This is a genomic window from Bifidobacterium aquikefiri (genome assembly GCF_002259795.1).
Lineage (GTDB): Bacteria > Actinomycetota > Actinomycetes > Actinomycetales > Bifidobacteriaceae > Bombiscardovia > Bombiscardovia aquikefiri.
Genome location: NZ_MWXA01000005.1, coordinates 224,178 through 249,373, shown reverse-complemented (window position 1 = coordinate 249,373; position 25,196 = coordinate 224,178). Strand labels below are relative to the sequence as shown.

Annotated in this window: 25 protein-coding genes and 2 tRNA genes; 16 read left to right on the top strand and 11 right to left on the bottom strand. The window is 48.5% G+C overall.

Annotated elements, in window-relative coordinates:
• Positions 1-93: 93 nt before the first annotated feature.
• The 9 genes from BAQU_RS04965 (at position 94) to BAQU_RS04925 (ending at position 8,539) form a co-directional block, all read left to right on the top strand.
• Entirely contained in the window at positions 94-852 is a 759-nt protein-coding gene (locus tag BAQU_RS04965) for a helix-hairpin-helix domain-containing protein (RefSeq protein WP_143241969.1), read from the top strand.
• On the top strand, positions 849-2,822 hold the full coding sequence (locus tag BAQU_RS04960; RefSeq protein WP_094693282.1) for a ComEC/Rec2 family competence protein: 1,974 nt from the start codon (positions 849-851) through the stop codon (positions 2,820-2,822). The genes BAQU_RS04965 and BAQU_RS04960 overlap by 4 nt, the downstream gene beginning before the upstream one ends.
• 15 nt (positions 2,823-2,837) lie before the next feature.
• Positions 2,838-3,860, top strand: coding sequence for a DNA polymerase III subunit delta (gene holA, locus BAQU_RS04955; RefSeq protein ID WP_094693280.1), 1,023 nt, complete (start codon positions 2,838-2,840; stop codon positions 3,858-3,860).
• A complete protein-coding gene (gene tsaE / locus BAQU_RS04950) occupies positions 3,857-4,489 on the top strand; it encodes a tRNA (adenosine(37)-N6)-threonylcarbamoyltransferase complex ATPase subunit type 1 TsaE (RefSeq protein WP_275542232.1) in 633 nt (210 codons plus the stop codon). The genes holA and tsaE overlap by 4 nt, the downstream gene beginning before the upstream one ends.
• Positions 4,486-5,430, top strand: a complete 945-nt coding sequence (gene tsaB, locus BAQU_RS04945) for a tRNA (adenosine(37)-N6)-threonylcarbamoyltransferase complex dimerization subunit type 1 TsaB (RefSeq protein WP_094693278.1) — start codon at positions 4,486-4,488, stop codon at positions 5,428-5,430. The genes tsaE and tsaB overlap by 4 nt, the downstream gene beginning before the upstream one ends.
• Positions 5,430-5,957: a ribosomal protein S18-alanine N-acetyltransferase gene (gene rimI, locus BAQU_RS04940; RefSeq protein WP_094693276.1), complete on the top strand. Its 528-nt coding sequence runs from the start codon at positions 5,430-5,432 to the stop codon at positions 5,955-5,957. The genes tsaB and rimI overlap by 1 nt, the downstream gene beginning before the upstream one ends.
• Before the next feature lie 44 nt (positions 5,958-6,001).
• Positions 6,002-7,048: a tRNA (adenosine(37)-N6)-threonylcarbamoyltransferase complex transferase subunit TsaD gene (gene tsaD, locus BAQU_RS04935; protein WP_094693960.1), complete on the top strand. Its 1,047-nt coding sequence runs from the start codon at positions 6,002-6,004 to the stop codon at positions 7,046-7,048.
• 183 nt (positions 7,049-7,231) lie between these two features.
• A tRNA-Asn gene (locus BAQU_RS04930) sits at positions 7,232-7,307 on the top strand.
• A gap of 110 nt (positions 7,308-7,417) precedes the next feature.
• Entirely contained in the window at positions 7,418-8,539 is a 1,122-nt protein-coding gene (locus tag BAQU_RS04925) for a M20 family metallopeptidase (RefSeq protein ID WP_094693274.1), read from the top strand.
• Positions 8,540-8,560: 21 nt separating this feature from the next.
• Here BAQU_RS04925 and BAQU_RS04920 read toward each other — a convergent pair whose 3' ends face one another.
• The 6 genes from BAQU_RS04920 to BAQU_RS04895 form a co-directional block, all read right to left on the bottom strand.
• Complete coding sequence (locus BAQU_RS04920; RefSeq protein WP_094693272.1) at positions 8,561-9,400, bottom strand: nitrilase-related carbon-nitrogen hydrolase; 840 nt, start codon at positions 9,398-9,400, stop codon at positions 8,561-8,563.
• Positions 9,401-9,501: 101 nt separating this feature from the next.
• A complete protein-coding gene (locus BAQU_RS04915; protein ID WP_094693270.1) occupies positions 9,502-10,359 on the bottom strand; it encodes an ABC transporter permease in 858 nt (285 codons plus the stop codon).
• A gap of 4 nt (positions 10,360-10,363) precedes the next feature.
• Positions 10,364-11,119 carry an ABC transporter ATP-binding protein gene (locus BAQU_RS04910; protein ID WP_094693268.1) on the bottom strand — a complete coding sequence of 252 codons (756 nt, stop codon included), beginning with the start codon at positions 11,117-11,119 and terminating at the stop codon, positions 10,364-10,366.
• A 1-nt stretch (position 11,120) separates the two neighbouring features.
• Positions 11,121-11,807: a M24 family metallopeptidase gene (locus BAQU_RS04905; protein WP_094693266.1), complete on the bottom strand. Its 687-nt coding sequence runs from the start codon at positions 11,805-11,807 to the stop codon at positions 11,121-11,123.
• 1 nt (position 11,808) lies between these two features.
• Positions 11,809-12,555: a glutamine amidotransferase gene (locus tag BAQU_RS04900; protein WP_094693264.1), complete on the bottom strand. Its 747-nt coding sequence runs from the start codon at positions 12,553-12,555 to the stop codon at positions 11,809-11,811.
• Position 12,556: 1 nt separating this feature from the next.
• Entirely contained in the window at positions 12,557-13,582 is a 1,026-nt protein-coding gene (locus BAQU_RS04895) for an ABC transporter substrate-binding protein (protein ID WP_211277115.1), read from the bottom strand.
• Positions 13,583-13,771: 189 nt separating this feature from the next.
• On the opposite strand from BAQU_RS04895, the gene BAQU_RS04890 reads away from it, so the two are divergent.
• The 4 genes from BAQU_RS04890 to BAQU_RS04875 all read left to right on the top strand — a co-directional run bounded on the left by BAQU_RS04890 (position 13,772) and on the right by BAQU_RS04875 (position 18,157).
• A complete protein-coding gene (locus tag BAQU_RS04890; protein ID WP_094693262.1) occupies positions 13,772-14,785 on the top strand; it encodes a LacI family DNA-binding transcriptional regulator in 1,014 nt (337 codons plus the stop codon).
• 165 nt (positions 14,786-14,950) lie between these two features.
• Entirely contained in the window at positions 14,951-15,184 is a 234-nt protein-coding gene (locus tag BAQU_RS04885) for a transposase (RefSeq protein ID WP_158215647.1), read from the top strand.
• Positions 15,185-15,531: 347 nt separating this feature from the next.
• A complete protein-coding gene (locus BAQU_RS04880; RefSeq protein ID WP_094693956.1) occupies positions 15,532-16,941 on the top strand; it encodes a glycoside-pentoside-hexuronide (GPH):cation symporter in 1,410 nt (469 codons plus the stop codon).
• Positions 16,942-17,032: 91 nt separating this feature from the next.
• Positions 17,033-18,157 carry an ROK family transcriptional regulator gene (locus tag BAQU_RS04875; RefSeq protein WP_158215646.1) on the top strand — a complete coding sequence of 375 codons (1,125 nt, stop codon included), beginning with the start codon at positions 17,033-17,035 and terminating at the stop codon, positions 18,155-18,157.
• 227 nt (positions 18,158-18,384) lie between these two features.
• Here the strand turns inward: BAQU_RS04875 and BAQU_RS04870 are convergent, their stop codons facing one another.
• The 3 genes from BAQU_RS04870 to BAQU_RS04860 all read right to left on the bottom strand — a co-directional run bounded on the left by BAQU_RS04870 (position 18,385) and on the right by BAQU_RS04860 (position 19,944).
• Entirely contained in the window at positions 18,385-18,933 is a 549-nt protein-coding gene (locus BAQU_RS04870) for an NADPH-dependent FMN reductase (protein ID WP_094693256.1), read from the bottom strand.
• Positions 18,934-19,370: 437 nt separating this feature from the next.
• Positions 19,371-19,559 (bottom strand): hypothetical protein, encoded by a 189-nt coding sequence (locus tag BAQU_RS10435; protein ID WP_158215645.1) that lies wholly within the window; start codon positions 19,557-19,559, stop codon positions 19,371-19,373.
• A 311-nt stretch (positions 19,560-19,870) separates the two neighbouring features.
• A tRNA-Arg gene (locus BAQU_RS04860) sits at positions 19,871-19,944 on the bottom strand.
• Positions 19,945-20,160: 216 nt separating this feature from the next.
• Between BAQU_RS04860 and BAQU_RS04855 the strand changes: the two genes are divergently transcribed.
• A complete protein-coding gene (locus BAQU_RS04855) occupies positions 20,161-21,339 on the top strand; it encodes a MalY/PatB family protein (protein ID WP_094693252.1) in 1,179 nt (392 codons plus the stop codon).
• A 173-nt stretch (positions 21,340-21,512) separates the two neighbouring features.
• Positions 21,513-22,349, top strand: a complete 837-nt coding sequence (locus BAQU_RS04850; RefSeq protein ID WP_094693250.1) for an LOG family protein — start codon at positions 21,513-21,515, stop codon at positions 22,347-22,349.
• 45 nt (positions 22,350-22,394) lie between these two features.
• Here the strand turns inward: BAQU_RS04850 and BAQU_RS04845 are convergent, their stop codons facing one another.
• Positions 22,395-23,072, bottom strand: a complete 678-nt coding sequence (locus BAQU_RS04845; RefSeq protein ID WP_094693248.1) for an O-methyltransferase — start codon at positions 23,070-23,072, stop codon at positions 22,395-22,397.
• A gap of 104 nt (positions 23,073-23,176) precedes the next feature.
• On the opposite strand from BAQU_RS04845, the gene BAQU_RS04840 reads away from it, so the two are divergent.
• Positions 23,177-23,527, top strand: a complete 351-nt coding sequence (locus tag BAQU_RS04840; protein WP_094693246.1) for an MGMT family protein — start codon at positions 23,177-23,179, stop codon at positions 23,525-23,527.
• Positions 23,528-23,578: 51 nt separating this feature from the next.
• Here BAQU_RS04840 and BAQU_RS04835 read toward each other — a convergent pair whose 3' ends face one another.
• Positions 23,579-25,177, bottom strand: a complete 1,599-nt coding sequence (locus BAQU_RS04835) for a DNA-processing protein DprA (protein ID WP_244568434.1) — start codon at positions 25,175-25,177, stop codon at positions 23,579-23,581.
• Positions 25,178-25,196 lie beyond the last annotated feature (19 nt).

Sequence of the window (25,196 nt, the reverse complement as noted above, 5' to 3'; positions counted from 1 at the left end):
TGATAATTTCAGATTTCCAGGCCACACACGTCACATTTGACCACAATGTCGTGAACATTTGTGCATGCAGGGGCTTTCGATGACGATGAAACGATGGACCCTCACACAATACGACTCAATCGCATCAATGAACGATGCAACATTGTAACCAATGGTTCAGTGGACAATCATCCTTCGGATGATTCCGATATCTTTCTCAGCGAGTTAACCTCCCTGCCTGTGTTGTCTGGCGAGGATTATGCACAGGTTGACGGCACACGCATCACTGGTGCGTCTGGTCCGTTATCACCTCTAGCAGAGACAATACGAGACCGGCCACGTCTTGTGTTGAATCAGGCGCAGGCGATCATGGTGATTTTGATTCTCAGCTGCGCCTTGGCTACAAGTCTGACCTTGCTCATTCGGCAGAGAATCAACTATGGAAACAGCGAGAATCTTGCGGAACTTGTTCAAGACATGGGCAATGCCTCACCAGATGAGGCACAGGGTGTCGATGCTGAATCTGACGAATCGACCGAAAGCGACGACATAGAGCCTCAAGCACATGATGCTCAGATTTCCAACTCACAAGACACAGAAATTAGCACAGAGCCTGATGCCAATGCTTCAGGTGAATCGGTGCAAGATGCACAAGCGCAGAACCCATCCGACATTGACAATCGAATCAATCTCAATATGGCAGATGCAACGCAACTGATGACTCTCAATGGTGTGGGTCCTGTTATGGCAGAACGCATTCTCGAATACAGAAAAAGCGTCGGTTCATTCCGTAGCGTTGATGAACTCCTCGAAGTCAGTGGCATAGGTGCGAAAACGTTGGAAAAATTGCGTCCTCAAGTGAGAATCCAATGAAGCATGCGTTTCCTGACGATGCAATGCTTCGGAAGCGAAGGCACCGATCATACAATGAAAAGGCCGAGCAGCGGCACCGATTCAGCTCGTTATTGAGCAGCGTTGAAGATCGCATCAACGGCAATCATGATCTACGCATGCTGCCCATAGCCATTACCATCTGGTTGACTGAGCTGCTTCTGCCGCTGATACTCAATTACGATGTCACGGAACGGGATTCATCCAGAACTTTTGGCATTGCTCAAGCGCACGGACTCGGATCAATGCCACTGATGCTGTGTATCTCGTCACTCATCATCGTCCTCATCGTGCTGCAAGCACGAAAACATTGGCGCTGTACCCACCTTGTGAGACTGATTCCTTCCTTTCTCACACTCATGGCAGCAGTGATGATGGCAGTCACATCGTGTCTGCTGTTGACAATCATGACGCAGGCCAGCAATCCATTGAATTACGAGGCCACAGCAACGCAGTCAATCGGAGCGGAAACGGCACTTGCGCAATCTGACAACCTGACCATAATGGCAGTGATGAAACTCGAAGAACCCTGGCAGCGTTCCGTACGCTTGGAATACGATGTCATGGCACATGGAAGACTTATTGCCATCGCATACAACCACGTCGGCACACAGGGATCAGCAACAGTGAACCTCTTTATCAAAGGTGAAGCTGTAAGGCTTGAGCGAGGCGGGACGTATAAGGTGTTCGGCACCTTGAAACAATCGTCATGGGGAAGCGAGGAATTATGGTTCACTGCCGAGACACGGCCAGCCGAGATCAATAAGCCACCGCCGCATTGGCGGATAATCAATGCAATGCATAGAAGTTTCGCCAAGGTAGTCACAGGACTGAGCGATCAGGGGCGATTGCTGGTAACGGGACTCACCTTGGGTACGCTGACCGAGATGAAATTGAGCGATGAGACATCAGCTGGAAGTACAGAGCTAGATGAGCGATTTGTTCAACGCAGTAAACATCAGTTCAGATCAGCCGGAATCATACACCTCATGGCGGTCTCGGGCGGCCACTTTGCCTTGATAGCAACCCTATGTCGCTGGATTCGAGCGTTGTCCAGACTTCCCAGGCTTCCAATCGCCATCATGCACAGCATCTTCAGCGTCATATTAGGCTGGCTTGTGTTTCCATCGGATTCAGTGCTGCGAGCAGCGGCAACGACTGCAAGTCTTGCCTCATTGGCGATGATTGTCGGAAGAAAAGGTCAGAGCGTGCAACAGTTGAACATCATCGTCTCCTTTGTTCTCATTGTCAGACCGACACTCGCGGCAAGCTATGGATTTGCGCTCTCCTGTGCTGCTGTGCTGGGGATAGGGCTGTGGGCCAACGGATTAACTGCCAGCCTGCGCAGAATAATGCCAATAAGCATGGCTCAGATGGTATCCATCGCTCTATCCGCTCAGGCGCTCACACTGCCAATTCAGATTCTTCTACAGCCAGAAATTACCGTGCTATCCATCCCAGCCAATCTTGTAGTGGCACCGTTTGCCGGTTTTGCAACGGTCTGTGGCTTGTTGGCTGTATTGGTTTCGTGGTGTGCGCCTCAACTCGGATGGTTGTTGGTATGGTCGGCGAGTTGCGCGACTTCCATCATCGATCGTTGGGCCGCGATGTGTTCGGAACCGCACTGGGCAACGTTGCCTTGGGCACAGGGGATTCCGGGGGCAGTCATGGCTGCTGGCTGTGAAATAGGTATCGTTGCGAGTTGCTATGGCATTGCAAGATTAAGAGGAAGAATTCATGAAGCAAAAGTCAAGGTAGAAGCTGAATTCAGCAGCTATCGAGGCACAAGATTTGAAAAATCGAAGTTGGATCCAATCAGATTATGGTGGGCTCCAACGATTGCGATGCTTGACTTCAAGGATTCGCCAGAGTACCGAATTTCACGCCTACGTCATAGGACTTCCAGGTATCCACGCAAGTTCTTCCGCGCCAAGCATCATGTCCAGCGATAACGAGAAATTGGAGTCATGGCAAAAAAGAGGAGTCAGGCTTCGACGGTGATATTGGTCGTCGGGGGAGATGAATACCTCAACCATCGCAACGTTCGCGAAGCGGAGCATAGAGCATGCGTTGCCAGACCGGATGCAGAGGTCATCGAACTGGATGCAGCGGACTGCGATTCATACAGTTTTGATGAGGCAGTAAGTCCCACGTTGCTGAGCGATGTTTCGATTGTCGTTCTTCGTAATCTGCAGCGCGCCGGCGAAGCATTGGGAAAGGCACTTGAAACATTCTGTGTTGAGGCCACCAGACATCCTCAGGATTCCAGTGTGGTCATATGTCAACATGAAGGCGGCAACAAGGGCAAGCGTCTGATAAGCACGTTGAAGAACAAGGGTGCTGAGGTTGTGATGGTTCCCGATCTCAAGAAGTTCGATGCCAAGATCAACTTCGTCTATTCATTGTTTGAGCAGCAGCAGCGTCATATCGAGCCATCGGCAGCACAGCAATTGGTCAATGTGCTTGGCGAGAGAACGGGTGAGCTGGCATCAATGTGCTCGCAGCTCTGTTTTGACTTCGATGAGGATCCCATCTCTCGTGCGACGGCTGATAGCTATTTGATCTCTGACCCACAGGTGACTGGCTTTGCAGTTGCCGATAAGGCAGTTGCGGGTGATGTGACCGGTGCTGTGCTTGGGCTTCGTGCGGCCATAGAGCAGGGTGTCGCCCCTTTGGCGCTGATAGGCGCTTTGGGATTGAAACTGCGCACCATGGCTAAGGCATCGGCCATCCGGCATGGCACAATTTCACAGGCAGAAGCCAAGGCAAGCCCATGGCAGTTGAGAGCAGCAGGTCGAGAACTTTCAGGCTGGTCTTCAGAGGGGCTGGGCAGATGCATTGAAAGTCTTGCATGGGCTGATGAGCAGTGCAAGAGTAATGGCGGCGACCCGGTCTATGCTCTTGAACGGGCGATTGGCGCAATATCCGCAAAAGGTAGAGAAATACATGGGGTAGGGGACTCAAGGAATCAGGGGCGATACAGATCATGAGAAATAACAACGAGATGCTGAGTGCTGGATCCCTTGATACGGAGGGTGTCATACGGATTGAAGTTCCTACAGACACCGATATGAGAAATCTGGGATACAATCTTGCCCGTCTCATTCTGGGCGGGGATGTCATCGTGCTTTCGGGTCCGCTTGGCGCTGGGAAGACCACATTGGCTCAAGGCTTTGGCAAGGGACTTGGCATCGATAAGCCGATCGTTTCCCCAACATTCACCATTGCAAGGGAGTTGAATGGCAGTTTCGCAGATCGAAGCCCGGCACATTTGATTCATGTCGATGCATATCGTCTGGGAAGCGAAGGGTATGAGCCAGGTGACGGCATTCGTAACCGTTTGCTCGACGAACTTGAATCCTTGGGTCTTGATGAGGAATTGGAGAGTCCGGGTCAATCCAGTGTTGTACTGATGGAGTGGGGTGAACAGATGGCACAGGAGCTTGCACCGGAACGGTTGGAAATCCACATTGATCGTCCATCTGGCGTGGAGATGGATGGGTTTTCTCAGAGCGGTGATGAGTTATGCAGTGAAGGAACCCGCGAGGTCTTGATACGGGGAGTGGGTTCTGCTTGGACTGATAGAATGCATGGGCTGCGGGAGGCGTTGGAATCATGAATGCAACACGAGAAGAGAATGTTGTGAATCACAACAGCACAAGTCACGATTCGTCAGCTCCAACTCTGGTCATTGATACATCATTTGGCTCGACTGTTGGAATTGTCGGGCAAGAACCCATTTCAGAACATGATTCACGATCGCATGTCGAACATCTCGAACCTAACATCAATGAGGCGGTATCACGCGCTGGATTGACTGTGAGCGACATCGCCACGATCGTCGTTGGTATTGGACCTGCGCCATTTACGGGATTGCGTGCTGGAATCGTCACAGCAAAGGCTTTGGCTTTTGCCACCGGTGCATCACTCATCGGACAGAACGTTCTGGAGCCTGAAGCGTTTTGGATGGCAAACCAGAGATTTACCGTGCCAGATGGCTTGACATCACATAACGATGCAGATGATTCACCACTCCAGGAATCAGACGACATTGACAATGTCGATGCAGCAACGCATCTTGTTCTGGCGGTAAATGATGCCCGTCGTAAACAGTTGTATTTTGCGCTTTATCAGGTTGCCCCGGCTCTATTGGAGCTTTCAGGACCTGCTCAGAGCAGCACCGAGAGTGCAGACCAGTCAACGAAACTTTTGAAATCTATCAATACATCAATGCCCATAGATATCGATTATCCAGATAACATCGTTGCTCGTGTGAATACCTACATCGCCGATATTGCTCATGAATCAGGAGACAATATCAAGCTTGATGTAATGGGACATGGCATTGAGCGCTATGCAGCCATCTTGCAGGGCATTGCACACATTCACTCGATGCATGATGGGTCGCTGCTTGAAGCAGGGTCTAGCGGTATGCAGACGTTTGCAGGGCTTGCCCTCGCACACAGAGCGCATGGTGACGATATTGCGGCAAATCCGCTGTATGTCAGACGTCCTGATGTGCAGGTGCCGAGTCCACTCAAGCGAGTGGTGAATGCCTGATGATTCGTGCAATTCAAGAGTCCGACATCCGCCAGATCGTACCTATCGAGGCGCGTCTGTTTGGCAAGGGCGCGTGGAGCTACGCGATGATTCGTCAGGAGTTGAACGCTCCAGCGCGAACCTATATCGTTGATATTGCTGATGTTGAGGGTGCGAAATACAGCAATCCTCAAATCGCTGCCGATGCCAAAATACGAGGTTATGGAGGCTTTTGGTATGACGGTGATGATGCCGAACTGATGACCATAGGTGTAGATGAGCCATATCAGCGGCAGGGAATTGGAACAGCGATTCTCGAAACCCTGCTCCGGCAGGCAGCCACGCAGGGAGTTCGAAGAATGTTGCTTGAGGTTCGAGTGGACAACGACATCGCTATTGCGATATATCAGGCTTTTGGGTTTGAACGAATAGGATTACGCAAGCATTATTATCAGCCAGAAGGCATTGACGCTTATACGATGGCGTTGGATATCAACGAATGGCAGGCTACAGTGGCAAGACCAGCAGTGACGAAGGGTGATGAGTGATGTCAGGAACAGCAAGGCTAGATGCACGTGATCTCGTCTCGGACATGCAGAGCAGCACAGTGGTGCTGGGAATCGAATCGACCTGTGACGAGACCGCAGCAGCAATCGTTCGAGGCAGAAGCTTGGTTTCGAACGTGGTTGCCTCCTCGATGGAGCAACATGCACGCTATGGCGGAGTCATTCCAGAGATCGCATCGAGAGCGCACGCTGAGGCATTCATTCCCGTTGTATCCAAGGCCTTGAGCGATGCAAACCTGACACTTGACGATATTGATGCCATAGCGGTCTCTGCCGGTCCAGGCCTTGCGGGGTGCCTTGCTGTTGGTGTTTCCGGCGCAAAGGCATTGGCAGCGGCTTGCAGTAAGCCACTGTATGGGATCAACCATGTTATCGGTCATATTGCCGTGACTCAGTTACAGTTTGGGGACTTTCCAGAGGACGTATTGGCGCTGATAGTCTCAGGTGGACACACCTCATTGCTCCATGTTCAGGATGTGGCGAAGCATGTCGATGTTGTCGGTACGACGCTTGACGATGCTGCGGGGGAGTGCTTCGACAAGATAGCACGTCTGCTTGGCTTCCCCTATCCCGGTGGGCCTCATATCGATCGGCATGGTCAGCTCGGCAACCCACATGCGATCCATGTTCCTCAAGGGCTGACACAGGGCAAGTCCGCTGCAGAGCACCCATACGATTTCAGTTTTTCCGGTGTAAAAACCGCAGTTGCTCGCTGGGTGGAAGGCCAGCAGGCGCTAGGCAAGGAGATTCCCGTTGACGACGTCTGTGCATCGTTGGCTGATTCAGTAGCCGGTGTCTTGGCCAAGAAAGCCATTGCAGGTTGCAAGCAATATGATTCTGATACCTTGATTGTCGGAGGCGGGTTTTCTGCAAATTCTCAGTTGCGGGCTCGGCTCATAGAAGAAGGCGAACGTCATGGTGTTGCCGTTCGCATTCCTCGGATTGCTTTGTGCACAGATAATGGAGCGATGGTAGCCATGCTTGGCGTCAATCTCGTAGACGCAGGGGTTTGCCCCTCCGATCCAGATTTTGGTATTGATTCAGCCATGCCAATGGACAAAATCGTGATGTAACAATGTGACGGCTGCGTTCACCTGTATGCACTCGCATTGTCATGCAAGTTCCTAGGTTCTGGAACTTCCTCCTGTGAGGTAGTTGCTGCGACACGCAAAATTCTCGAGACTCGCTGATTTGCATTCAGTAAAAGAAGAAGGTAATATCTATTTCTTGTGTGCGGCGGATGCCACACACGACATTCCTGCGTAGCTCAGTTGGCAGAGCATCCGACTGTTAATCGGACGGTCACTGGTTCAAGCCCAGTCGCAGGAGCCATATGAAGCGGTAGCCAGCAGTAGAAAAGACAGGACTCCGAAGCAATTGAGCTTTGGAGTCTTTTCCTTCCATTGTGCAATTCACATCATTTGATTCACACGCTGGGAATAATGGTGAAAGATAATTGTTCCATGTTGAATACAAATTCAGATAATGATATTGAAAATCAATGGGAAAGCATCTTTAAAGAATTAATCAGCATAAATACAATAAGCGGATCAGCAACGCAGGAGCAAGCATTACGGGTAATTGCGGACTGGCTTACCCAAGCAAACTGCAGCGTACGCGTAGACCGCAAGACAAAATTCCCATTCTTGTATGCTCACACTTCCAACAGTCAAGCTCGACCTGTGCTATTTTTAGCCCATATCGACACAGTTCCTCTGAATCAGGAAGCCTGGTCAATTGCAGAACCCACCAAACCAGTAGAGATCGATGGGAAGATTTATGGACGTGGAACAAGCGATATGAAATCTGGCTTAGTTGCAGGCATGATTGCACTTGCTTATGCAGCTTCGCATTCAAGGAGCGCAGCACTCATAGTTACATGCGATGAAGAGCTTGGCTGCTTGGGTGCCCCTTCAGCGTTTAAAACACTTTCCGAATTGCAACCTAAAATCGTGATTGTTGCCGAATCTACCAATATGAAAGCAGCGCTAGGGCATAGGGGCGCAGCATGGTTTTCAATCACTTCAAAAGGGAAATCTGCACATGCTTCCTCTCCTCAGTTGGGCAGTAATGCAATTTGTTCAATGTCAAAAGTCATCGCAAGCCTTGATTCGGCTCCATATCAGATAGACCAATATCTAGGGAAGGAGACTCTTAGCCCAGACCTTATCAACTCCGGCATTGCGAATAATATTGTGCCGGATTGTTGCAAGGCTATTTTCGATTACAGAATAGTGAAGGAAAACATTGCTCCCATGCAAGATTGGTTTACATCGTTTAGGGGCATTAGTGAGGTACAGACCATATTGAGGTTAAATCCTGTTTGGACAAATCCAAAGCTGCCTCTTGCTCATGCATTGATTGAAAGATTTGGCTTATTTGGCAACGGCACCGTTCCATATTTCACCGATGCAAGCATACTAGAACCGGCAACGCCGAAAGATTGTCCAATAATCGTTTTAGGGCCTGGTAACCCATCAGTGGTTCACGCTGCCGATGAATTTGTAGAGAGCGAGCAGCTCTCTCGCGCTTGCCAGGCCTTCTCGTCAATCGTCGCTTTATGAAACGCACCAAGATCAAGTTACTCAATCAATTGAGAGTTTAAGAATGTCTCGTCTTCGATCATTAATTGGGTTGTTCCATTTACTCCAATTTCTTTCCTTCTCTATGTTTTCAGGGTTAATGCTGGCATACATTATCGAAGACTCGTTTGGACTGGCCGGCCCCGAAAGTATCAATCCATCATTTCCCACAATTACACTTTGTCCAATGAAATCTTGCCCTCTCTCGGTTCCAATCCGATCAGCCGCTATGGAGTAGATGCCATTGACAAGACTGTTCGTTTGCATGAGCATTGGTGCAAGTCCTAGTTCGGATGCCGTCATATGACGCATTGGAACCCAATTGGTTGGGACACAAAGAACCTCGGCGCCATTCAGAGCAAGGGCGCGGACCGTTTCAGGAAACCAAATATCGTAACAGATCAACATTGCCAATTTCCCATACGGGGTTTCAAACGGCATCAATAAATTCTCACCCGGAGAGAAAATTTCTTTCTCAGCACCCCAGAGATGAAGTTTATGATAGATATAAAATTTTCCGTCCGGCAAGATTGCAATAGACGCATTGAAAATTTCCTCATGCACACGATGTGCGAATCCGCCAATGACTAGAACCTGTCGCTTCATGGCAACGGATCTCCAAGCCATAACAGTGGATTCTCTCTGCGTACCAGACAAATCATCAGACGATGCTTTGAGTTCCTCTTTGTCTCTAAACATATAACCACAAGCGGCCAGTTCTGGCATCACGATAATTTTAGCTCCTGAATCGGCTGATTCATGAATTTTGGAAACCGTGGTTTCTCCATTCCATTGAACATTGCCTAATCTGGGCTCAAACTGTATCGATGCAACCTTTACCATAATGTTCCTTTCACATCCTGTAACACAGTGAAATCCGAGACTCACAAATATATGCTTTGGCGTTACACCACTTGTGTATACTGATCACGAAATCATAAAGATCATTTGACCTGCGATGACGGTATGTCTCTGTGAGCAATCCTTGCCTGTCGATAGAACGGTACCTTTGAATGCTGCTTCCAAGGGGTGGCCAGCCTCTCCCATACCGACACCAGGGAGAATGCGAGAAGACCCATGATGGCAAATAATATAATTGCCGCAAAAGTGCCCTTTGTATTTAACCTTGAGGCCTGGGCCATCATATACTGGCCAAGTCCAGCTTGACTTGAAGCAGTCTGTTCAGCAAGAACCGCCCCAGTCACACTGAAAGTAGCAGACATTTTCAGTGCCGAAAAAAGAGGCACATATGTGGCGGGCAATTGAACAGTCAAGAATATTCTCCACCGGTTAGCGCCCATTGCCTTTGACAAATTCAGCATGTCCACATCAACCGACTGCAATCCGTCCAGTACATTAATCAGTACAGGGAAGAAAACAATAAGAGCGATAATGACTAGCTTCGGAGCTAGACCAAATCCAAGCCAAATGACGAGTGCAGCTCCAATGGCTATTACCGGAATTGCCTGGCTTACTATCATGATTGGATACAATATCTTGTTCAAGAGTTTAGAATTGGCCATAATCACTGCAAGAACAAATCCAACAAGCGAACCGATAATGAAACCATACACAAACTCTTGCCCGGTACTTGTGAAACCATGCCAGAGTTCAGGCCAGTCTAAGATTATTTCATGAAACGTTGCAAAAGGCCCAGGCAAGACATATTCAGGAATGTCAAATGCCTCAACCACCGCCCACCATAAGAAAATCAGACCAATGATAGAAATAATGGGATAAAAAATACTTGATGAGTTTGAATCAGAAATTGAACTGATTGTTTTAGGTTTTTCGTTGCTCATAATCTCATTCCTTTCCACCACCATAAATCAAATTCAGAATCATTCGTTTATATTCGACGAACTTTTGATCTGTCAAAATGGTCCTAGTCCTTGGTCTTGGTAGATCGATATCAATGATCTTTTCTATGCGCCCGGGTCTTGGAGTCATCACCACAACTCTGTCAGCCAGAAAAACAGCTTCTTCAACATCATGAGTGACAAAAAGCACAGTCCTGCGCTGTTCTGCCCAGACTTTCAACAGCCATTCCTGCATTGACAATCGCGTCTGGCTGTCAAGGGCACCGAAAGGTTCATCCAGCAGAAGCACGTCTCTATCAAACATGAGTGTTCTCAGAAATGCTGCCCGTTGTCTCATTCCACCACTCATCGAATGCGGAAAATTGTCTAGATAATCGCCTAAGCCATACTCTTGTGCCATGCTGATGGCTAGTTCCAAGTCTTCTTTCGTTGGTTTTCTGGTTAAAGATACACCCGTCAAGATATTTTCAAGAGTCGATTTCCAAGGCAGCAAAAGATCTTTCTGCATCATATAGCCAACGTTTCCTGGGACGTTGGTTACGTCTTTATCGTTGATAATTACATTGCCCTCCGTTGGCTGCAGAACTCCAGAAATGATGTTAAACAGCGTGCTTTTGCCGCATCCTGATGGTCCTACTATTGTTATAAGTTCACCATCAGAAACGGATAAAGAAGTCGTATCAAGAGAAATCTTGCCATTGAAGGTTTTTGACACATTGTCAATGAGTAATTTTTCTGTCATGTCATTTCACCCAAACACACGAAGAAGGACCAAACCACATAACATCTTCAATTTTCGCACCGTATAGATCTGTACCGATGAATGGTTCGAAAGCCCAGGCACCCTTTAAGACAGATTTATTCCATCTATTGAGATATCCATCCTCATATGATCCCCCTTGCGATAACGAATGGCCAATATTTTCAAGACGATCCAAAAGGCGATATGGCGTCGTTTTCAACTTCCTTTCAAAGAGTTGAAAAGCATCACAGGCACGCATCTCTGGCTCCAAAGACGATAGAACCTCATGGTGTATTCGAGACAATGTACTCAAAATTTCGTGGTGTCTGGGATGATTTCCCACAACGATCGTTCTAGTACAATCTCCCCACCATCCCTCTTCCGTCACAGGATGCACATCAACATGCCCAATATCGATATTCCAAAGCGGTCTGTCTGATGGTTTGTCTGTTGGAAAACAGCTCAATGAGCCTGGGCCAAAACCCACTACTGTGGGAGTCCAGAAACCTACTGCCCCCTTTGCCCTTGCGCAGTTTTCCAGGCGGGAAAGCACACCTTTCTCGGTTTCGCCAGGCATAGTTTCATGAACGATTTTCTCTGCAGACTCTATTGCCATTCTTTGAGCTGTCACCAGCCCTTGCGGGGGTTTATTGCTTAATGCAATATTGACCTTATCGTGATCGCTCATTCTATTTTCTCCTTACTAGCCATGATAAAATCCCGAGCCAAAGCTTTGAATAGCCTTGCCAATCCATGAATTCTTTTGAAAGCCAATGTGGTCCCATATCTGTTGCAAACGCTGCGCTGCGTCCTTTACCGATTTCACCAACCACCAATAAAGGATGCTTTTGCTCGCCAATCGTGAGGATCGTTTTCGTATTTTTCTTTGCAACAAGTACCTGATAACCAAGAATGCTTGGCCACTGCGCGTCGATCTTCGAAAAAAATGATGGGTCCTCAACGTGAGGAATCATCCCTTGTGGGGCTTCCACTCTGTCATCGCCTTCAAGAAGTTCGACAGGGAGAATATTCTCAATGGCTGTGCGATGGTATTGAGCCTTGGCTTCGATGCCCTGGAAGCTAAGATAGCCACCAACCATTAAAAAGCTTCCACCCTGTTTTACCCATTCGGCGATGGCATTCAATCGATTGGGATGTTTCTGTTGACTGTTAAAAACACTGGGGGGTAGCAGCAGTGTATTCGCTCCGATATCACTCAGTACAATCACATCATATTTATTCATCTCTTCGAGAGTATTGGGGAACTTCGTTGCAGCTAAATGATTGGGAATGAAGTCATACTCAATGCCTTCGCGATGTATGGCATTGAGAAATTCTGTGCAACCTTCCTCATAGACTGATGTAGTAAAGGTATCGAAACCTTTGATATGAGTTGAAACCGTAGTCCAAGATTCACCGGCTAAAAGAATTTTCATTTTATTCCTCTGTCAATTCATTGGTGAAATATGTAGAAGCCTGTTGTGTTTGATCTACGATTTTGTATTTGGCTGCAGCAGAAACAAGGCTTTTCCATACAGATTTCTTCTGAGCTAAATCTGAACTTTTCACCGTCACATTTTCGGCTCCGAAGAGTGCGGAAGTATCCTCCCACTGTTGAGTGGCGAACTGCTCTGTTTCGGCTTTAGGATATGCTTTCAGGAATATTGATACAGCTTCAGTTTTATGTGATCGAGCATAATTGATTCCCTTTACCGTGGCCTTGATAAATGCCTTTGCAAGAGTTTTATTCTTTTCCAGCCATGTTTTGTTCGCTGCTAAATTCAGAACGGGAGCATTAGGAACACCAAAATCTTTCCCATAGCTCATTTCATAATTCGTCACACCTAAGGATTTCAACTCGCTTCCCTCAGCCATTTGTGTGCCTGTAATTGCATCAACCTTTTTCTGCATAAGGAGAGGGACATCATCATCAGTTGCTGTGACAAGATGGACATCGTCTATTGTTAAACCAACATTTTTGAGCATTATTTCCAACTGTGCTTTACTCCAAGCATCCCCATAGGTACCAATGGTCTTGCCCTTAAGCTCTTTTGGATTTGTCGGTTTACCCTTGAGTGCAATAATTCCAGCATTATTCATGCTTCCGTATTTTGCAATACTAATCACGGGAGCATCTTCAGCGACCGCCGAGACGACATCAATGGATCCAGCGAAAGCAATATCTGATCTTCCGGTACCCAAATATTGCATGGTAGCTGAAGTATTTGGAGGCACCTGAATATCGAGATTAATGCCTGCTGCCTTGTAATACCCCTTTTCTTTCGCGACTACCCAAGGGATCCACTGGGCATCTCCCGTTGGCCATTCCTGCACCATCTTGACAGTGACCAATCCATCAGATGTTGAAGGTTCAGAAGCAGATTGATTTGCGCCACACCCTGCTAGCGCAACAATTAAAGCAGTGACCAAAGCGGATGTGGATATAGCTTTTAATGCTTTCATATCTTTCCTTTTGTAAACGTTTTCTTATTCTTGAAATAGTATTCCGATTTTTTTCATTAAAATTTCAACATTGTAAACAACTTTTTAATTGGATATTTATGTTAACCATCAGATATTATGTAATCGTATTCAATTATGTAGGGCGCGATAGACTCGCAATGTCCTAGGTACAGATTGTGTGGAGGAAGAATGCGTGCAAAGGCAGAGCACAGAGTATTGATTTCTGATGTCGCAAAGGCCTCGAATGTATCAATTGCCACTGTTTCAAGAGTCCTTACACAAACAGGCCGCGTCAACCAGGAAAAGCGTGAACGTGTTCTTTCTGCGGCAAAAGCACTGGGATATAAACGAAATCCTTTTGCAAGCGCATTAAGATCACGCAGAACAGATACGGTTGGGATGGTGATGCCAACTTTGGAGAACCCATTCTTTTCTTCATTAGCAAAATACTTTGAAAAGGTCATTAGCGTTGACGGATTCAATTTAGTATTGTGTTCCTCCGAAGGAGATCCAACCGTTGAACATGACAAGGTTGTGTCCTTACTCAACCATGAAGTGTCGGGAATAGTGATATCACCCGCCGATATCGAAAAAAGTACCGAAACAATATCACAAGCATCGGCGCAAGCCATGGTCGTTCAGGTAGATCAAAGAGTCAGTAGCCCGATTTCTAATTGGGTAGGAATCAACGATGATTTAGCGATGAAACTCATAGTTTCCCATTTTAGATCTAGAGGCTTCAAAACAGCCGGTTTCATCGGCACCCACGCAACAGACTCATCTGCGGCAGATCGTTTATCCGCATTTAAAAAACATTGCCAGGCCGAAGGCATCATCACAAAGCAATCATGGATACAACTTGGAGAACACAATATGGAATGGGGACAAGCAGCAATAGAGAAGATTGTTAGCTCAGGAGATATACCGAGGGCATTGGCGTGTTCGAGCGACATGATTGCACTTGGTGCATTGAATGCAATTAGGACTGCAGGTTTGAATGTTCCCGAAGAAATAGCTATAAGCGGGTTTGACGATACTGCATTTGCCAAGGTAGCTCGGCCTTCTTTGACCACAATTCATCAGCCATACTCTGAAATTGCTTCCGAGACGTGGCATCTGTTGCACTCGCACGATTCGAGGCCAAGCAATGCGGTTGCGAAGATATTGCTCACGCCAAGGTTGGTTGTCCGTTCCTCGACGTGAAACGCTACTTTTTAGCAACTACTGATGTGGTCTGGTTTTGCTCCTGTTTTTCCTTGATAAGGAATGATGGGATTGTGTCTGGAAGATGTTCATTAGAGTTGAAGGTATCGGGCGTCGGCTTTGTTGGCTGATTGCCGTGAGAATCACACGTCTGAGACGAAAGCGGTGGAAACGGTAGCGAGGAATCTTGGCATCGCGGCGGAGACACTGCGTCGGTGGAATGAGCGGGCAGACCGGGAGAAGAGCGCGAATCCTGGCGAGTTCGCGGAGTTGAAGAGACTACGGCGCGAGAATGCCGAGCTGCATGGTACGAACGAGATTTTACAGGCGGCATCGGCTTTTTTCGCAGGCCACGGATCGACTTGGCGCATCATGTCGCGTAAGTCTGGCGTTCCATGATTGGCAAGCCATGGTATCGAGTCAGCGAAGAATAGTACCGTTCGTCAGAAGCGACCAAATATTTATCATATTCCGAACAAAATCGCCCATAATAGCTCAAATCTTATCGTGGTACACTACGGAATTACCTTAGTAATTTTCATGATGAAAATTACTAAGGTTCGGTATGCAAGCACACCGGAGTGATTCGATAACGATGGTTCTCTTCATATCTACAAGGAAGTAAAGGATATGGCGGCATGAAGTTGTGTCGCAGACGTTGAAAAGGAGCAGCACTGAGTTGGAGTGAACAGCGGTTATGCAGGGATGCATGATGCTGCTACTTCGGCCTAGATCAAGTGGCGAACATGAATAAAGTGAAGCAATCGGTAACGTATGCATTTGGCGCTTTCGGACATGATGCGTTCTATGCAGCACTGACAACCTATTTCATTACCTTCATTACCAGTCAATTGCTGGAAGGTTCAGATGGCAAGCAAATCAACGGTTGGATGGTCGGATTCATCACGACGATGATTGTGATCATCCGGGTGATTGAAATTTTCTTCGATCCATTGATAGGTGCGATGATCGACAATACGAAGACCAAATGGGGAAAGTTCAAGCCATGGATTTTTGGCGGAGCAATCGTCAGTTCGATTACCCTGATCATGATCTTCTCGAATTTCTTCGGTTTGACGGAGTCGAATCCAAATCTGTATCTGGTTCTGTTTGCGATTGTGTTTATTATCGCTGATTTTTCATATTCTGCTCTGGATGTTGCTTTTTGGGGTCTGCTGCCATCTCTCAGTTTGAACTCTTCGGATAGAACGAAGATTGGAACTGTTGCTCGTTTCGGTTCCACACTAGGTTCGACAGGTACAGCAATCGTTCTGGTACCGATCAATATTTGGATTTCACGCTGGCTGACCGGCAGCACTGATGACACACAGACACGTGCAGGATGGCTCGGATTTGCTATCTTCATTTCAGCGCTTTCATTGATCGGTGCACTATTAACATGTTGGGGCACGCAAGAAGGCAAGAGTGCGATTCGCAAGAATGTCAAGAAGACTTCGTTTAAGGATATCTTCCAGATTCTTGGACGCAATGATCAGTTGATGTGGCTTGCGAGCTCGTATTTCCTTTTTGCTCTTGGTTTTGCCATTACCAATTCGATGATTGTGTATTACTTCCGCTATGTGATGGATAAACCTGACGAGTATTCGATGGTAGGTGTGGTCGAGGCAGTGTTGGGTATCGTTGCAGTGCTGATGTTTCCAACCTTGCAGAATCTGATCACACGCAAATGGGTTTATGTAAGTTCGATCGGTGTGATGGTCATCGGCTATATCCTCTACAACTTCTCTGGGAATAACGTTGGACTGACGTTGGTTTCGACTGGCCTGCTGTATGTTGCTCAGCCTTTGGTCTTTCTGGCAACATTGATGACGATCTCTGACTGCGTTGAATACGGGCAGTTGCGCAACGGTACCAGAAATGAGTCGGTGACCTTGACCATTCGTCCCTTGCTCGACAAGCTTGGGGGAGCATTCTCGAATGGAATCGTCGGCATAGCTGCCCTTGGAGCAGGAATGACCGGAGCTGCCACAGCGGCAGATATCACCGCATCCGGCATATTGCACTTCAAGGTCTTCATGCTCTATATTCCGATGGTGTTCGTAATCGTCGCTGCGATTATTTTCGCGGTAAAGATAACGCTTACCGAACGCAGACATGCCGAGATCGTGCATGAACTTGAAACCAAGTTTGCGTGATGCGGACCATCGATATATGACATCAGACTGGACACAGTAGGCTATGAAAAACTCACCAGCATCAGCAAAACAACATGGTTACAATATTGATGTGTCCAAGACAAAAACGGCGAGAATGCTGCACCGCCTGATTGTGAATGGGCCAGCGACTCGTGGTCAGCTGGGATCCGAACTGTCGATGAGCCAGGCGACTGCTACACGGTTGTTGACTCCTTTGCTTCAGATGGGTGCAATTCAGATTCTTGATGGCTTCAATGCCGACTACACCATCGGCAAGCCAGCCTATAGGGTTGCCATTGTTCCTGACTTCACCGCTTTTGTCGGTGTGAAAATAACGGGTGACACTTCATATGCCGTTGTTGTGAATTTGAGTGGAAAGGTTTTGGATCAGGACGAAGTTCAGATTCCAGACGATTCCGTTGATGCCGTAATTGCAATTCTGGTTTTGCAGATCAGCCGCTTGACGCAGCACTGTCCTATCTCAGGGGTGGGGATAGGCGTTGGCGGACGCGTTGTAGACAGTAGAATTGTTGCTTCCGGAATTCTGGAATGGAACGATGTTGATTTCGGTGACAAACTGCACGAAGTCCTCGGTATTCCCGTAACCGTCAGCAATGACGTGAACGCGTTTGCTCAGGCTGAAGCTTGGTGGGGTGCTGGGCGCGGGTGCAACAGTTTCGTGCTGCTCTGCATTGGAAGTGGATTGGGCGCCTGCATGGTGCAAGGCGGTGCTGTCGTATCAGGTGAACATGGTTCAGCTGGAATGATAGGCCATCAGCAGATCACAGCCACTGGTCCACGATGTGAGAGTGGACATGTCGGTTGTGCTCGTGCGTATGCATCAAGCACCTGTATTTTGCAAAATTTGCGTGAAAACCACGGCATTGACGAAGATTATGACACCTTTATTGGCCGGGCTGCATCTGGTTCTCAGCCGGAGACCATGATAGCCGATGATGCTGTGAAAGCTGTAGCCAGGCTGGTTCGTTCTGCGATTGCTTTCATCGATCCCGATGCAGTCATCGTTTCGGGCGATGGTGTGCGTCTTCTTGAAGTTTTTGAAGATAACTTTCGTCGTTTGCTGACACAATACAGGCATTGGAACAGTCCACCCGTCGAAGTGAAACTGCAAGAGATGCAGTTCTCCTTCTGGGCAAAAGGAGCCGCCGCAGCCAGCATGGAGCAGTGGACTCAATCCGGGCTTATCTTAGGTTAATGGGTTGCGAAGTTGTTAATCGCATATCGAAAGAATCGGCATTCATGCCGAATGATAACGCTGTGTGGCATGAGCGATGGGCTGCGGGAGGATATCAGGGCTTGTTGTGATTGTGGTGGCTGCGGTGTAAGAATAATGAAGGCGCGATAGTACCTCTCAAATACATGAGATTCTGCCTGTGTACACGCATCCTGTGTGTCGAATGCTGTGCATGACATCCTGTGTTTTTAGGATTGGAGGGTCAAAAATTCCTGTGCAACGTTGGCAAAAGCCGTTTCGTAGGGCTTCATCATACGGTCAACATCGGTGAGCTTGCCCTCAGCGTCACGATCGATATCGTCATGGATAGTGATTTGAGGGTTTGTGGCAAGAGTACGCATGCGTAATCCTCGTAATACCAATCCCAAGGCGAGGGCGGCTTGGAATCCTCCATGGCCACCATATGTGACGACCGAAACGGGCTTTCCACGCCATTCGTCATAGAGGGTATCAAGCGCGTTTTTCAGTACTCCAGGATAACCCCAGTTGTACTGGGCAGACAGGAGAATAAAACCGTCATATTGAGAAACGATTTCACTCCAGCGTTTCGTGCTTTCATTGCGGTAGAGGTGCAGTGACGGCTGTTCGGGTTCGTTGAGGAATGGTAAATCAACCTGTATCAAATCGATGATTTCGACATCGAGGCCATGACCTCTCAAAGCATCGGCGATCCATGTCCCCAGTGTTGGACTGATGCGGGTAGGTCTGGTGCTGCCCAAGATGATTGCGATTTTCATGGTGTCCCCTTGCCAAACAGCATATGGTTGAATGCGTAGCCGCGATTTTAATTTTTATGATACTGCACCATACTGGGGATTGAAAGCATGCCTATCCCGTGATGTGAGACGCAATGTCTTGCATAACGGGATAGGCGAACGCATGGTGCGCATGGTGCATAGGTTGTGCTTTTGCAGTCAGTTTTCACTTGAGTTTGCTCGAGAAACGACTTCCAAAGCACAACCTACGCAACATGCGCGGGTTATCGGCACTGAAGTGTGGGTTTATGCCTTTGTTGGCGTGCTGGCGTGTAATTCGTTCCAGTCGATGTCATGCTCCTCTCCTGTCATCCCGAGCGAGCGCAGCGGGTCGGTCGTATGAACTTGACAAAGCTGTATGTTCCATCGTCATCCCGAGCGAGCGCAGCGAGTCGGCCGTATGAACGACAACACCATTGTCATCCCGAGCGAGCGGAGCGAGTCGAGGGATCTTGGCTGTTGATGCTTGCAAGGGTGAGATCTCTCGACTCGCTGCGCTCGTTCGAGATGACAAGAGAGGCGGATTCGGTTGGGATGACAGGGGAGGCGGATTCGGTCGAGATGACAAGAGAGGTAGGGGTGACAAGAGAGGTGGGGATGGCGGGCATCGACATCGGGTTGTTCCTGCTCTCGTGGTTATGTTGCGATGCATGATGGTGCCGCAATACGGGCACAGGGTTGCTTTCATGCCTCCCCAAGGTCAAACAGGATTATCAATCAGTCCAAACCCCTAGTCAGGAGAACGTCTCACGGCCTGTTTCACACACACTTCGTGCCTATAGCCCACATGCGCAGCAGTCAGCGGGTAACGATTGGACATACTTTTTTGCCTATATAACCCGGCAATGGGACTGTAAATTTGTGGGGATCGAGAAGAAACAAACCCCTCCAAGCCTTACGGCGGAGGGGTTTGAGCTTGTGCGCCAGACAGGATTCGAACCTGCAACCTGCTGATCCGTAGTCAGCTGCTCTAATCCATTGGGCTACTGGCGCATATTGCTTGAATCACTTGATTTAGGCAACTCAATTAGGATAACCCGGGATTCTATTTTTGGCAAACTAGTGTGTCTCGCGGCATGTCGTCTCACTCCACAGTTATGGTATGAAAATTGTTATCATTTAGATGTAGGATATGTGGGTTCATACCCAGACTGCGGTTCTCCCGGGGTCGTAAGTCTGAGATTCAAAAAGGGGCATGAGATAACTACTATGGTTGATTTTGATACGTTGGTGGATCGCCGCAAGGATACATCCGAAAAATGGCAAATCATACAGGATGAGATGGGTGATGGCTGCGAGGATGTTTTGGCTTTGTCGATTGCAGACATGGAATTTCCTACCTGCCCCGCGGTAACTGACGCGATTGTAGACTCTGCCAAGCATGACATTCTCGGCTATGACCATATTCCCACCGAATATTATGATGCGCTTGGCTCATGGATGAGCAGACACCACCATCTTGAAGTCAAGCCTGAATATGTCACTACCACCGCAGCGGTAATGCCCGCTGTGCTCGCGGCACTTCGAGCAACTACACGCCCCGGAGACAAGGTCATTCTGCAACGTCCGGTGTATTATCCTTTCACCTATGCTGCTGAACATACAGGGTTAACCATTCTCGATAATGAACTGGTTCGCGATTCAAGCGGATACTATTCGATGGACTTCGAAGATCTTGAAAGCAAGGCCGCAGATCCTCGCTGCAAGGCGATGCTCGTCTGCAATCCGCATAATCCCGTGGGCCGTGTGTGGACCAAGGACGAGCTGACGAAGCTCGCCGATATTTGTTTGAGAAATGGTGTCACCATTCTTGCTGATGAGATTCATGCCGATTTTACCTATCAAGGTCATGAAGTCACGATGATGTCAAACTTGAGTGATGAAGTTGCACAGCATTGCATGGAATTTACCGCTCCGACAAAGACCTTCAATTTGGCAGGCCTTGCCTGTTCGAATGTCATCATCAAGAATTCTGCACTGAAACGGGACTTCGACATTGCGGTTGCAAATGTTGGAGGACTCACTGTCAATCACTTCGGATATGTGGCTTGTCAGGCTGCGTATGAGCACGGAGAGCAATGGTTGGATGATTTGCGAAAGTATTTGGCAAAAAATCTGAACATTGTCAGAGATTTTGCCAACTCACAGCATGATATTTCATTGATTGAGCCGGAAGGAACCTATCTCGCGTGGCTCGATTGCAATGGTCTGGGTATGAACAATGAAGAATTGAAGAACTTCATGCGGACGAAGGCAAGAGTCTTTATGGATGAAGGTATTTTGTTTGGCAATTCGGGGAGTGGATTCGAGCGCGTGAATATGGCATGCCCGGCATCGTTCCTCACCGAGGCCATGGAACGTATTGCCACTGCCGTTGCAAGACGCTGAACAGTCGGTGCTTCGGGCATAACCGTGCGATTACGTGCCACGATCCTTGGAGCTCGCAAAGTAGTACACTCAGCCCCTTGGCTATGAGCTAGGTTGTTTTCTGAGCACAATCGTCTTCATTGACGATAGGATTGCTGTGGTAAGGCTCGTTTCTACATGGTGAAGGGTCCGGTATGGTGAAAAAAGTCAGTAATTCAGGAAAAATGCAAAACAACGAAGCATCGACGAAGCAAGAATCCCAATCCAATGACTCTGGTGGTGATTTGAACCCCTCTGTGCTTGGTGAAACGTACTATCGTGGTCCTGTTATGATGCGCGGGCCGATGATTCCGAAGGATAACACGACTGGGAATCTTCTCGCACCTGGTTTTTCCACAGACTGGCTACACATGGATCCTTGGCGAGTCCTCAGGATCCAGGCCGAATTCGTTGATGGATTTGGTGCATTGGCTGAAATCGGTCCAGCTGTTTCCATTTTTGGTTCTGCGCGCACACCAAAAACTGATCCTGCATATAAGGCGGCTGAAACGATGGGTGCGGAAGTTGCGAAGCGAGGTCTTGCAGTGATCACCGGTGGTGGTCCTGGAGTAATGGAGGCAGCCAACAAAGGTGCATCCACTGTCGGGGGAACTTCGATAGGACTTGGGATAGAGCTTCCGCATGAACAGGGTTTGAATGAATGGATCAACCTTGGTATGAGTTTCCGCTACTTCTTCGTTCGCAAAACCATGTTTGTCAAATACTCATCGGGCGTTATTATCTGCCCTGGCGGATTCGGCACGCTTGACGAAATGTTTGAATTGCTCACTCTGGTGCAGACACATAAAGTGACGACGATTCCCGTTGTCCTCTTCGACACTGAATATTGGAAAGGTTTGTTCGAGTGGGTGACGACCACATTGAAGGATCGAGGAATGATTTCCAATCTCGATCCAGATCTGGTGGTGATGACCGACGACACTGACGAGGCTGTAAAAGTTGCTACAAGTGCCGTAAGGCCTCGACACTGAAAGATTCACATGCTGCTCGTGCAATGTCTGGACGTTTGCTGACGATCATCGTTGGTTGAGGGTGATGATGAGCAGCCCTGTACCTATCGGGAGCAACGTCTGATCCAGGGATTCATTGTGGTTGATGGAATCAAGCAGCTCGCGCAAACGCACGGTTCGCTCGGAACGATCGACAGGGTTGAGCATACCTCCGTTGGAATTGTCAGCTGAGAATCCAAACATGTCAGTGAAAATGAGCAAGCCTTGGGGTTTCAGCAATCTTGGAGCTTCTTTCAGACTTGCCTCATAGTTGCCGATGTCACCATTGACGACAATGAGATCGTAGTCGTCCGCGTTCAGTCTCGGAAGGAAAATCTCAGCCGGGGCATTCACCGCTCGCAGTGTGGTATCGGTAACTTCATCAAGTGCATTGAAGATTTTCTTGATGAGTTTGCCACCCTGCAGCGATGAATCAACCTCCGTCAACAGGCCTGAACCATTGAGACCGGAAACAAGCTCACAGCTTTCCACCACGGCACCAGTACCCGCAACGATGATCGAAGATGAGCCTGTCAGTTGTACGAGCAATTTTAAAAAACGAGCCTGAGTGGCTGAACCTTGTGGAAAGCCGGCCTGCTCGGCATCTTTCCGGGCCTCAACAAGTATGGAATCCTGTTGCGAAAAAGCAACGTCCTCGGCAAATTCCCATGCTTTGGCGAGATTCGTATATGATGTCTTATTCATAAGTCACCACTGTAGCGTTCATGGCGGAATTTCAAGCGGATTCACTGACGGATATCGACTTGCGCTGCAGGCTTCTTGTCGATTAGTGAGCTCAGAATGAATGCATGACAGAGTTGAATTTTTCTGAGCGAGTCTATGAGCAGGTGTGTCGAATTCCGCGAGGTTCGGTTGCCACGTATGGCCAGATAGCTGCCTTGGCGGGTAATCCTCGTAATGCAAGAGTCGTTGGCTACGCTCTACACAGCAATCCGAAGCCAGGGATCATACCTTGCCATCGTGTGGTTTTTCGTGACGGATCTCTCGCTCCCGGCTTCGCCTTTGGTGGGCCAGAAAGGCAGCGGGAGCTGTTGGAAGCCGAGGGGATTAGCTTTATTCCTCCCAAGGATAACGAGTCAAAGCCTGCGGGCGCGGATGGCTGGTTGGTTGATTTGGCTCGCTGCCAGTGGAAGGCATAGTGACTCTGGCTTGGATCCATGACCTGTGAATATCCCGCAAGCGGGCGTTATCTATGCATCTCTGATTCTCAGGCTTCCTGAAATGTTTTGCTCAATGAGTCCCACAATTTCCAGTGATCCAAGGATTCTTGCAATGTCTGCTGGCGTGAGTCTGACAGCACGTCCTCTTGAATTGAGCTGATTGAGTAGGTTATCTGCCGTAGCAACTTTCGATTCAAGCATATGGCACCGGATGAAGTCCAACACGTGCCGTTGTTCCTCGTTCAATGTTGAGGGCATCGGATTCGTTTTGGCCAGTAGCTTTCGATCAGAAGCTTCTGATGAGTCCCTGCGCGAATGGCTCGGGACCACTCTCGCGCTTCTTGCTTTCTTGTCTGTGGTTCCCTTCTTTGCGAGACTGCCAGTCAAGGAAGCTTGAGCGCGATCAATGCCCTTACTGCTGCGTGATTCGATTGAATGTAGCGTTGATGCTTCCAAGGACTCTGTTTCTGCAACTGTTGTAGACATATGGGGTTTAGGACAGATCTGGGCTATGTCTTCCATCGAGGTCACTATGCTTGCCTTGGCATCACGAATGAGTGCGTTACAGCCAGCATTGTTTGGGTGTTCAATATCTCCTGGAATGGCATATACCTCACGTAAAAGGTTCGCTCCCCAATTTGCAGTGTTCAGGGCTCCTGACCTCGTTCTGGCCTGGGTAACGATTATCTGCTGCGACATCGCCGCAATGATTCTATTCCGCAGCAGAAATCTTCGTGCCTCAGGAATTGAGTCGGGACTAAGTTCACTGATCAGAGCGCCGTGATTTGCCTTGATACGCTCGAACAGACGTTGATTGGATGAGGGTCCAATATGATTCAGTCCTCCTGCGAACACGGCAATGGTACTCCCAGGTTCAATCTCGGATCCACTGAAGGATTCATTCGATTCCTGATATTGAACGGCACCCCAGTGGGCGAAGGCATCGGCACCAAGAGCTCCGCCAGATATGACGGTATGTCCAAGGGAAGAGACCAGTCTTCCGACCTGCATCGCCATGTGTCGGCCATAGTCATCGATCTGACGTGAACCTACAATGGCAACCGGATGAGCGCAACGAGTCATTGCTTCCGTTGAACCTTGTCCCCACAGGCACATTGGAGAAGACCATCCAATGGTGTTGGGCAAGTCATGCAGCTGATAAGGCCAACTGGGATGACCTGGAGCAATGACCCACATAGAGTGCTGAGCCGTCACCCAATCCTGAACTGTGTCGGATTGTAAATCGAGAGTGGCATCAAATCCGAGCATCTCTTTGCGACTTTCCCAGCGAACGAGGGCATCGTAGAGACGCTGTACGGAAGGCTTGGTCTGACATTGATTCTTCATTTCCATTCCCTTGATGAATGCATGATGTATTGTTCTCGGCAAGGAGTGAGATGTGTGATTGCTCTGTACTACTCGTGCGCCATACTCGGCCAAGAGTGACCACAGGACGATCGCCTGTATGCCACCCAACAGCAGTGCATGCATGACTGGGTCAGGTCCATCGCAGCAATACGAGAGCAGTGCCCTAGCTACTGTGTCTTCGCCGATCGTGCTTTCGTCAGTGGCGTTTTCATGAACAGGGTGTTCAGCAACGGTGCTTACGCCTTCATTGCTTTGTTCCATGCTGCCTTCCTTTGCTACG

Excerpts from the sequence above, each read along its gene's own strand:
- BAQU_RS04965 (WP_143241969.1), top strand. The coding sequence starts at position 94 with ATGGACCCTCACACAATACGACTCAATCGCATCAATGAACGATGCAAC.
- BAQU_RS04960 (WP_094693282.1), top strand. The coding sequence starts at position 849 with ATGAAGCATGCGTTTCCTGACGATGCAATGCTTCGGAAGCGAAGGCAC.
- holA (WP_094693280.1), top strand. The coding sequence starts at position 2,838 with ATGGCAAAAAAGAGGAGTCAGGCTTCGACGGTGATATTGGTCGTCGGG.
- tsaE (WP_275542232.1), top strand. The coding sequence starts at position 3,857 with ATGAGAAATAACAACGAGATGCTGAGTGCTGGATCCCTTGATACGGAG.
- tsaB (WP_094693278.1), top strand. The coding sequence starts at position 4,486 with ATGAATGCAACACGAGAAGAGAATGTTGTGAATCACAACAGCACAAGT.
- rimI (WP_094693276.1), top strand. The coding sequence starts at position 5,430 with ATGATTCGTGCAATTCAAGAGTCCGACATCCGCCAGATCGTACCTATC.
- tsaD (WP_094693960.1), top strand. The coding sequence starts at position 6,002 with ATGCAGAGCAGCACAGTGGTGCTGGGAATCGAATCGACCTGTGACGAG.
- BAQU_RS04925 (WP_094693274.1), top strand. The coding sequence starts at position 7,418 with ATGGTGAAAGATAATTGTTCCATGTTGAATACAAATTCAGATAATGAT.
- BAQU_RS04920 (WP_094693272.1), bottom strand. The coding sequence starts at position 9,400 with ATGGTAAAGGTTGCATCGATACAGTTTGAGCCCAGATTAGGCAATGTT.
- BAQU_RS04915 (WP_094693270.1), bottom strand. The coding sequence starts at position 10,359 with ATGAGCAACGAAAAACCTAAAACAATCAGTTCAATTTCTGATTCAAAC.
- BAQU_RS04910 (WP_094693268.1), bottom strand. The coding sequence starts at position 11,119 with ATGACAGAAAAATTACTCATTGACAATGTGTCAAAAACCTTCAATGGC.
- BAQU_RS04905 (WP_094693266.1), bottom strand. The coding sequence starts at position 11,807 with ATGAGCGATCACGATAAGGTCAATATTGCATTAAGCAATAAACCCCCG.
- BAQU_RS04900 (WP_094693264.1), bottom strand. The coding sequence starts at position 12,555 with ATGAAAATTCTTTTAGCCGGTGAATCTTGGACTACGGTTTCAACTCAT.
- BAQU_RS04895 (WP_211277115.1), bottom strand. The coding sequence starts at position 13,582 with ATGAAAGCATTAAAAGCTATATCCACATCCGCTTTGGTCACTGCTTTA.
- BAQU_RS04890 (WP_094693262.1), top strand. The coding sequence starts at position 13,772 with ATGCGTGCAAAGGCAGAGCACAGAGTATTGATTTCTGATGTCGCAAAG.
- BAQU_RS04880 (WP_094693956.1), top strand. The coding sequence starts at position 15,532 with ATGAATAAAGTGAAGCAATCGGTAACGTATGCATTTGGCGCTTTCGGA.
- BAQU_RS04870 (WP_094693256.1), bottom strand. The coding sequence starts at position 18,933 with ATGAAAATCGCAATCATCTTGGGCAGCACCAGACCTACCCGCATCAGT.
- BAQU_RS10435 (WP_158215645.1), bottom strand. The coding sequence starts at position 19,559 with ATGCCCGCCATCCCCACCTCTCTTGTCACCCCTACCTCTCTTGTCATC.
- BAQU_RS04855 (WP_094693252.1), top strand. The coding sequence starts at position 20,161 with ATGGTTGATTTTGATACGTTGGTGGATCGCCGCAAGGATACATCCGAA.
- BAQU_RS04850 (WP_094693250.1), top strand. The coding sequence starts at position 21,513 with ATGGTGAAAAAAGTCAGTAATTCAGGAAAAATGCAAAACAACGAAGCA.
- BAQU_RS04845 (WP_094693248.1), bottom strand. The coding sequence starts at position 23,072 with ATGAATAAGACATCATATACGAATCTCGCCAAAGCATGGGAATTTGCC.
- BAQU_RS04840 (WP_094693246.1), top strand. The coding sequence starts at position 23,177 with ATGACAGAGTTGAATTTTTCTGAGCGAGTCTATGAGCAGGTGTGTCGA.
- BAQU_RS04835 (WP_244568434.1), bottom strand. The coding sequence starts at position 25,177 with ATGGAACAAAGCAATGAAGGCGTAAGCACCGTTGCTGAACACCCTGTT.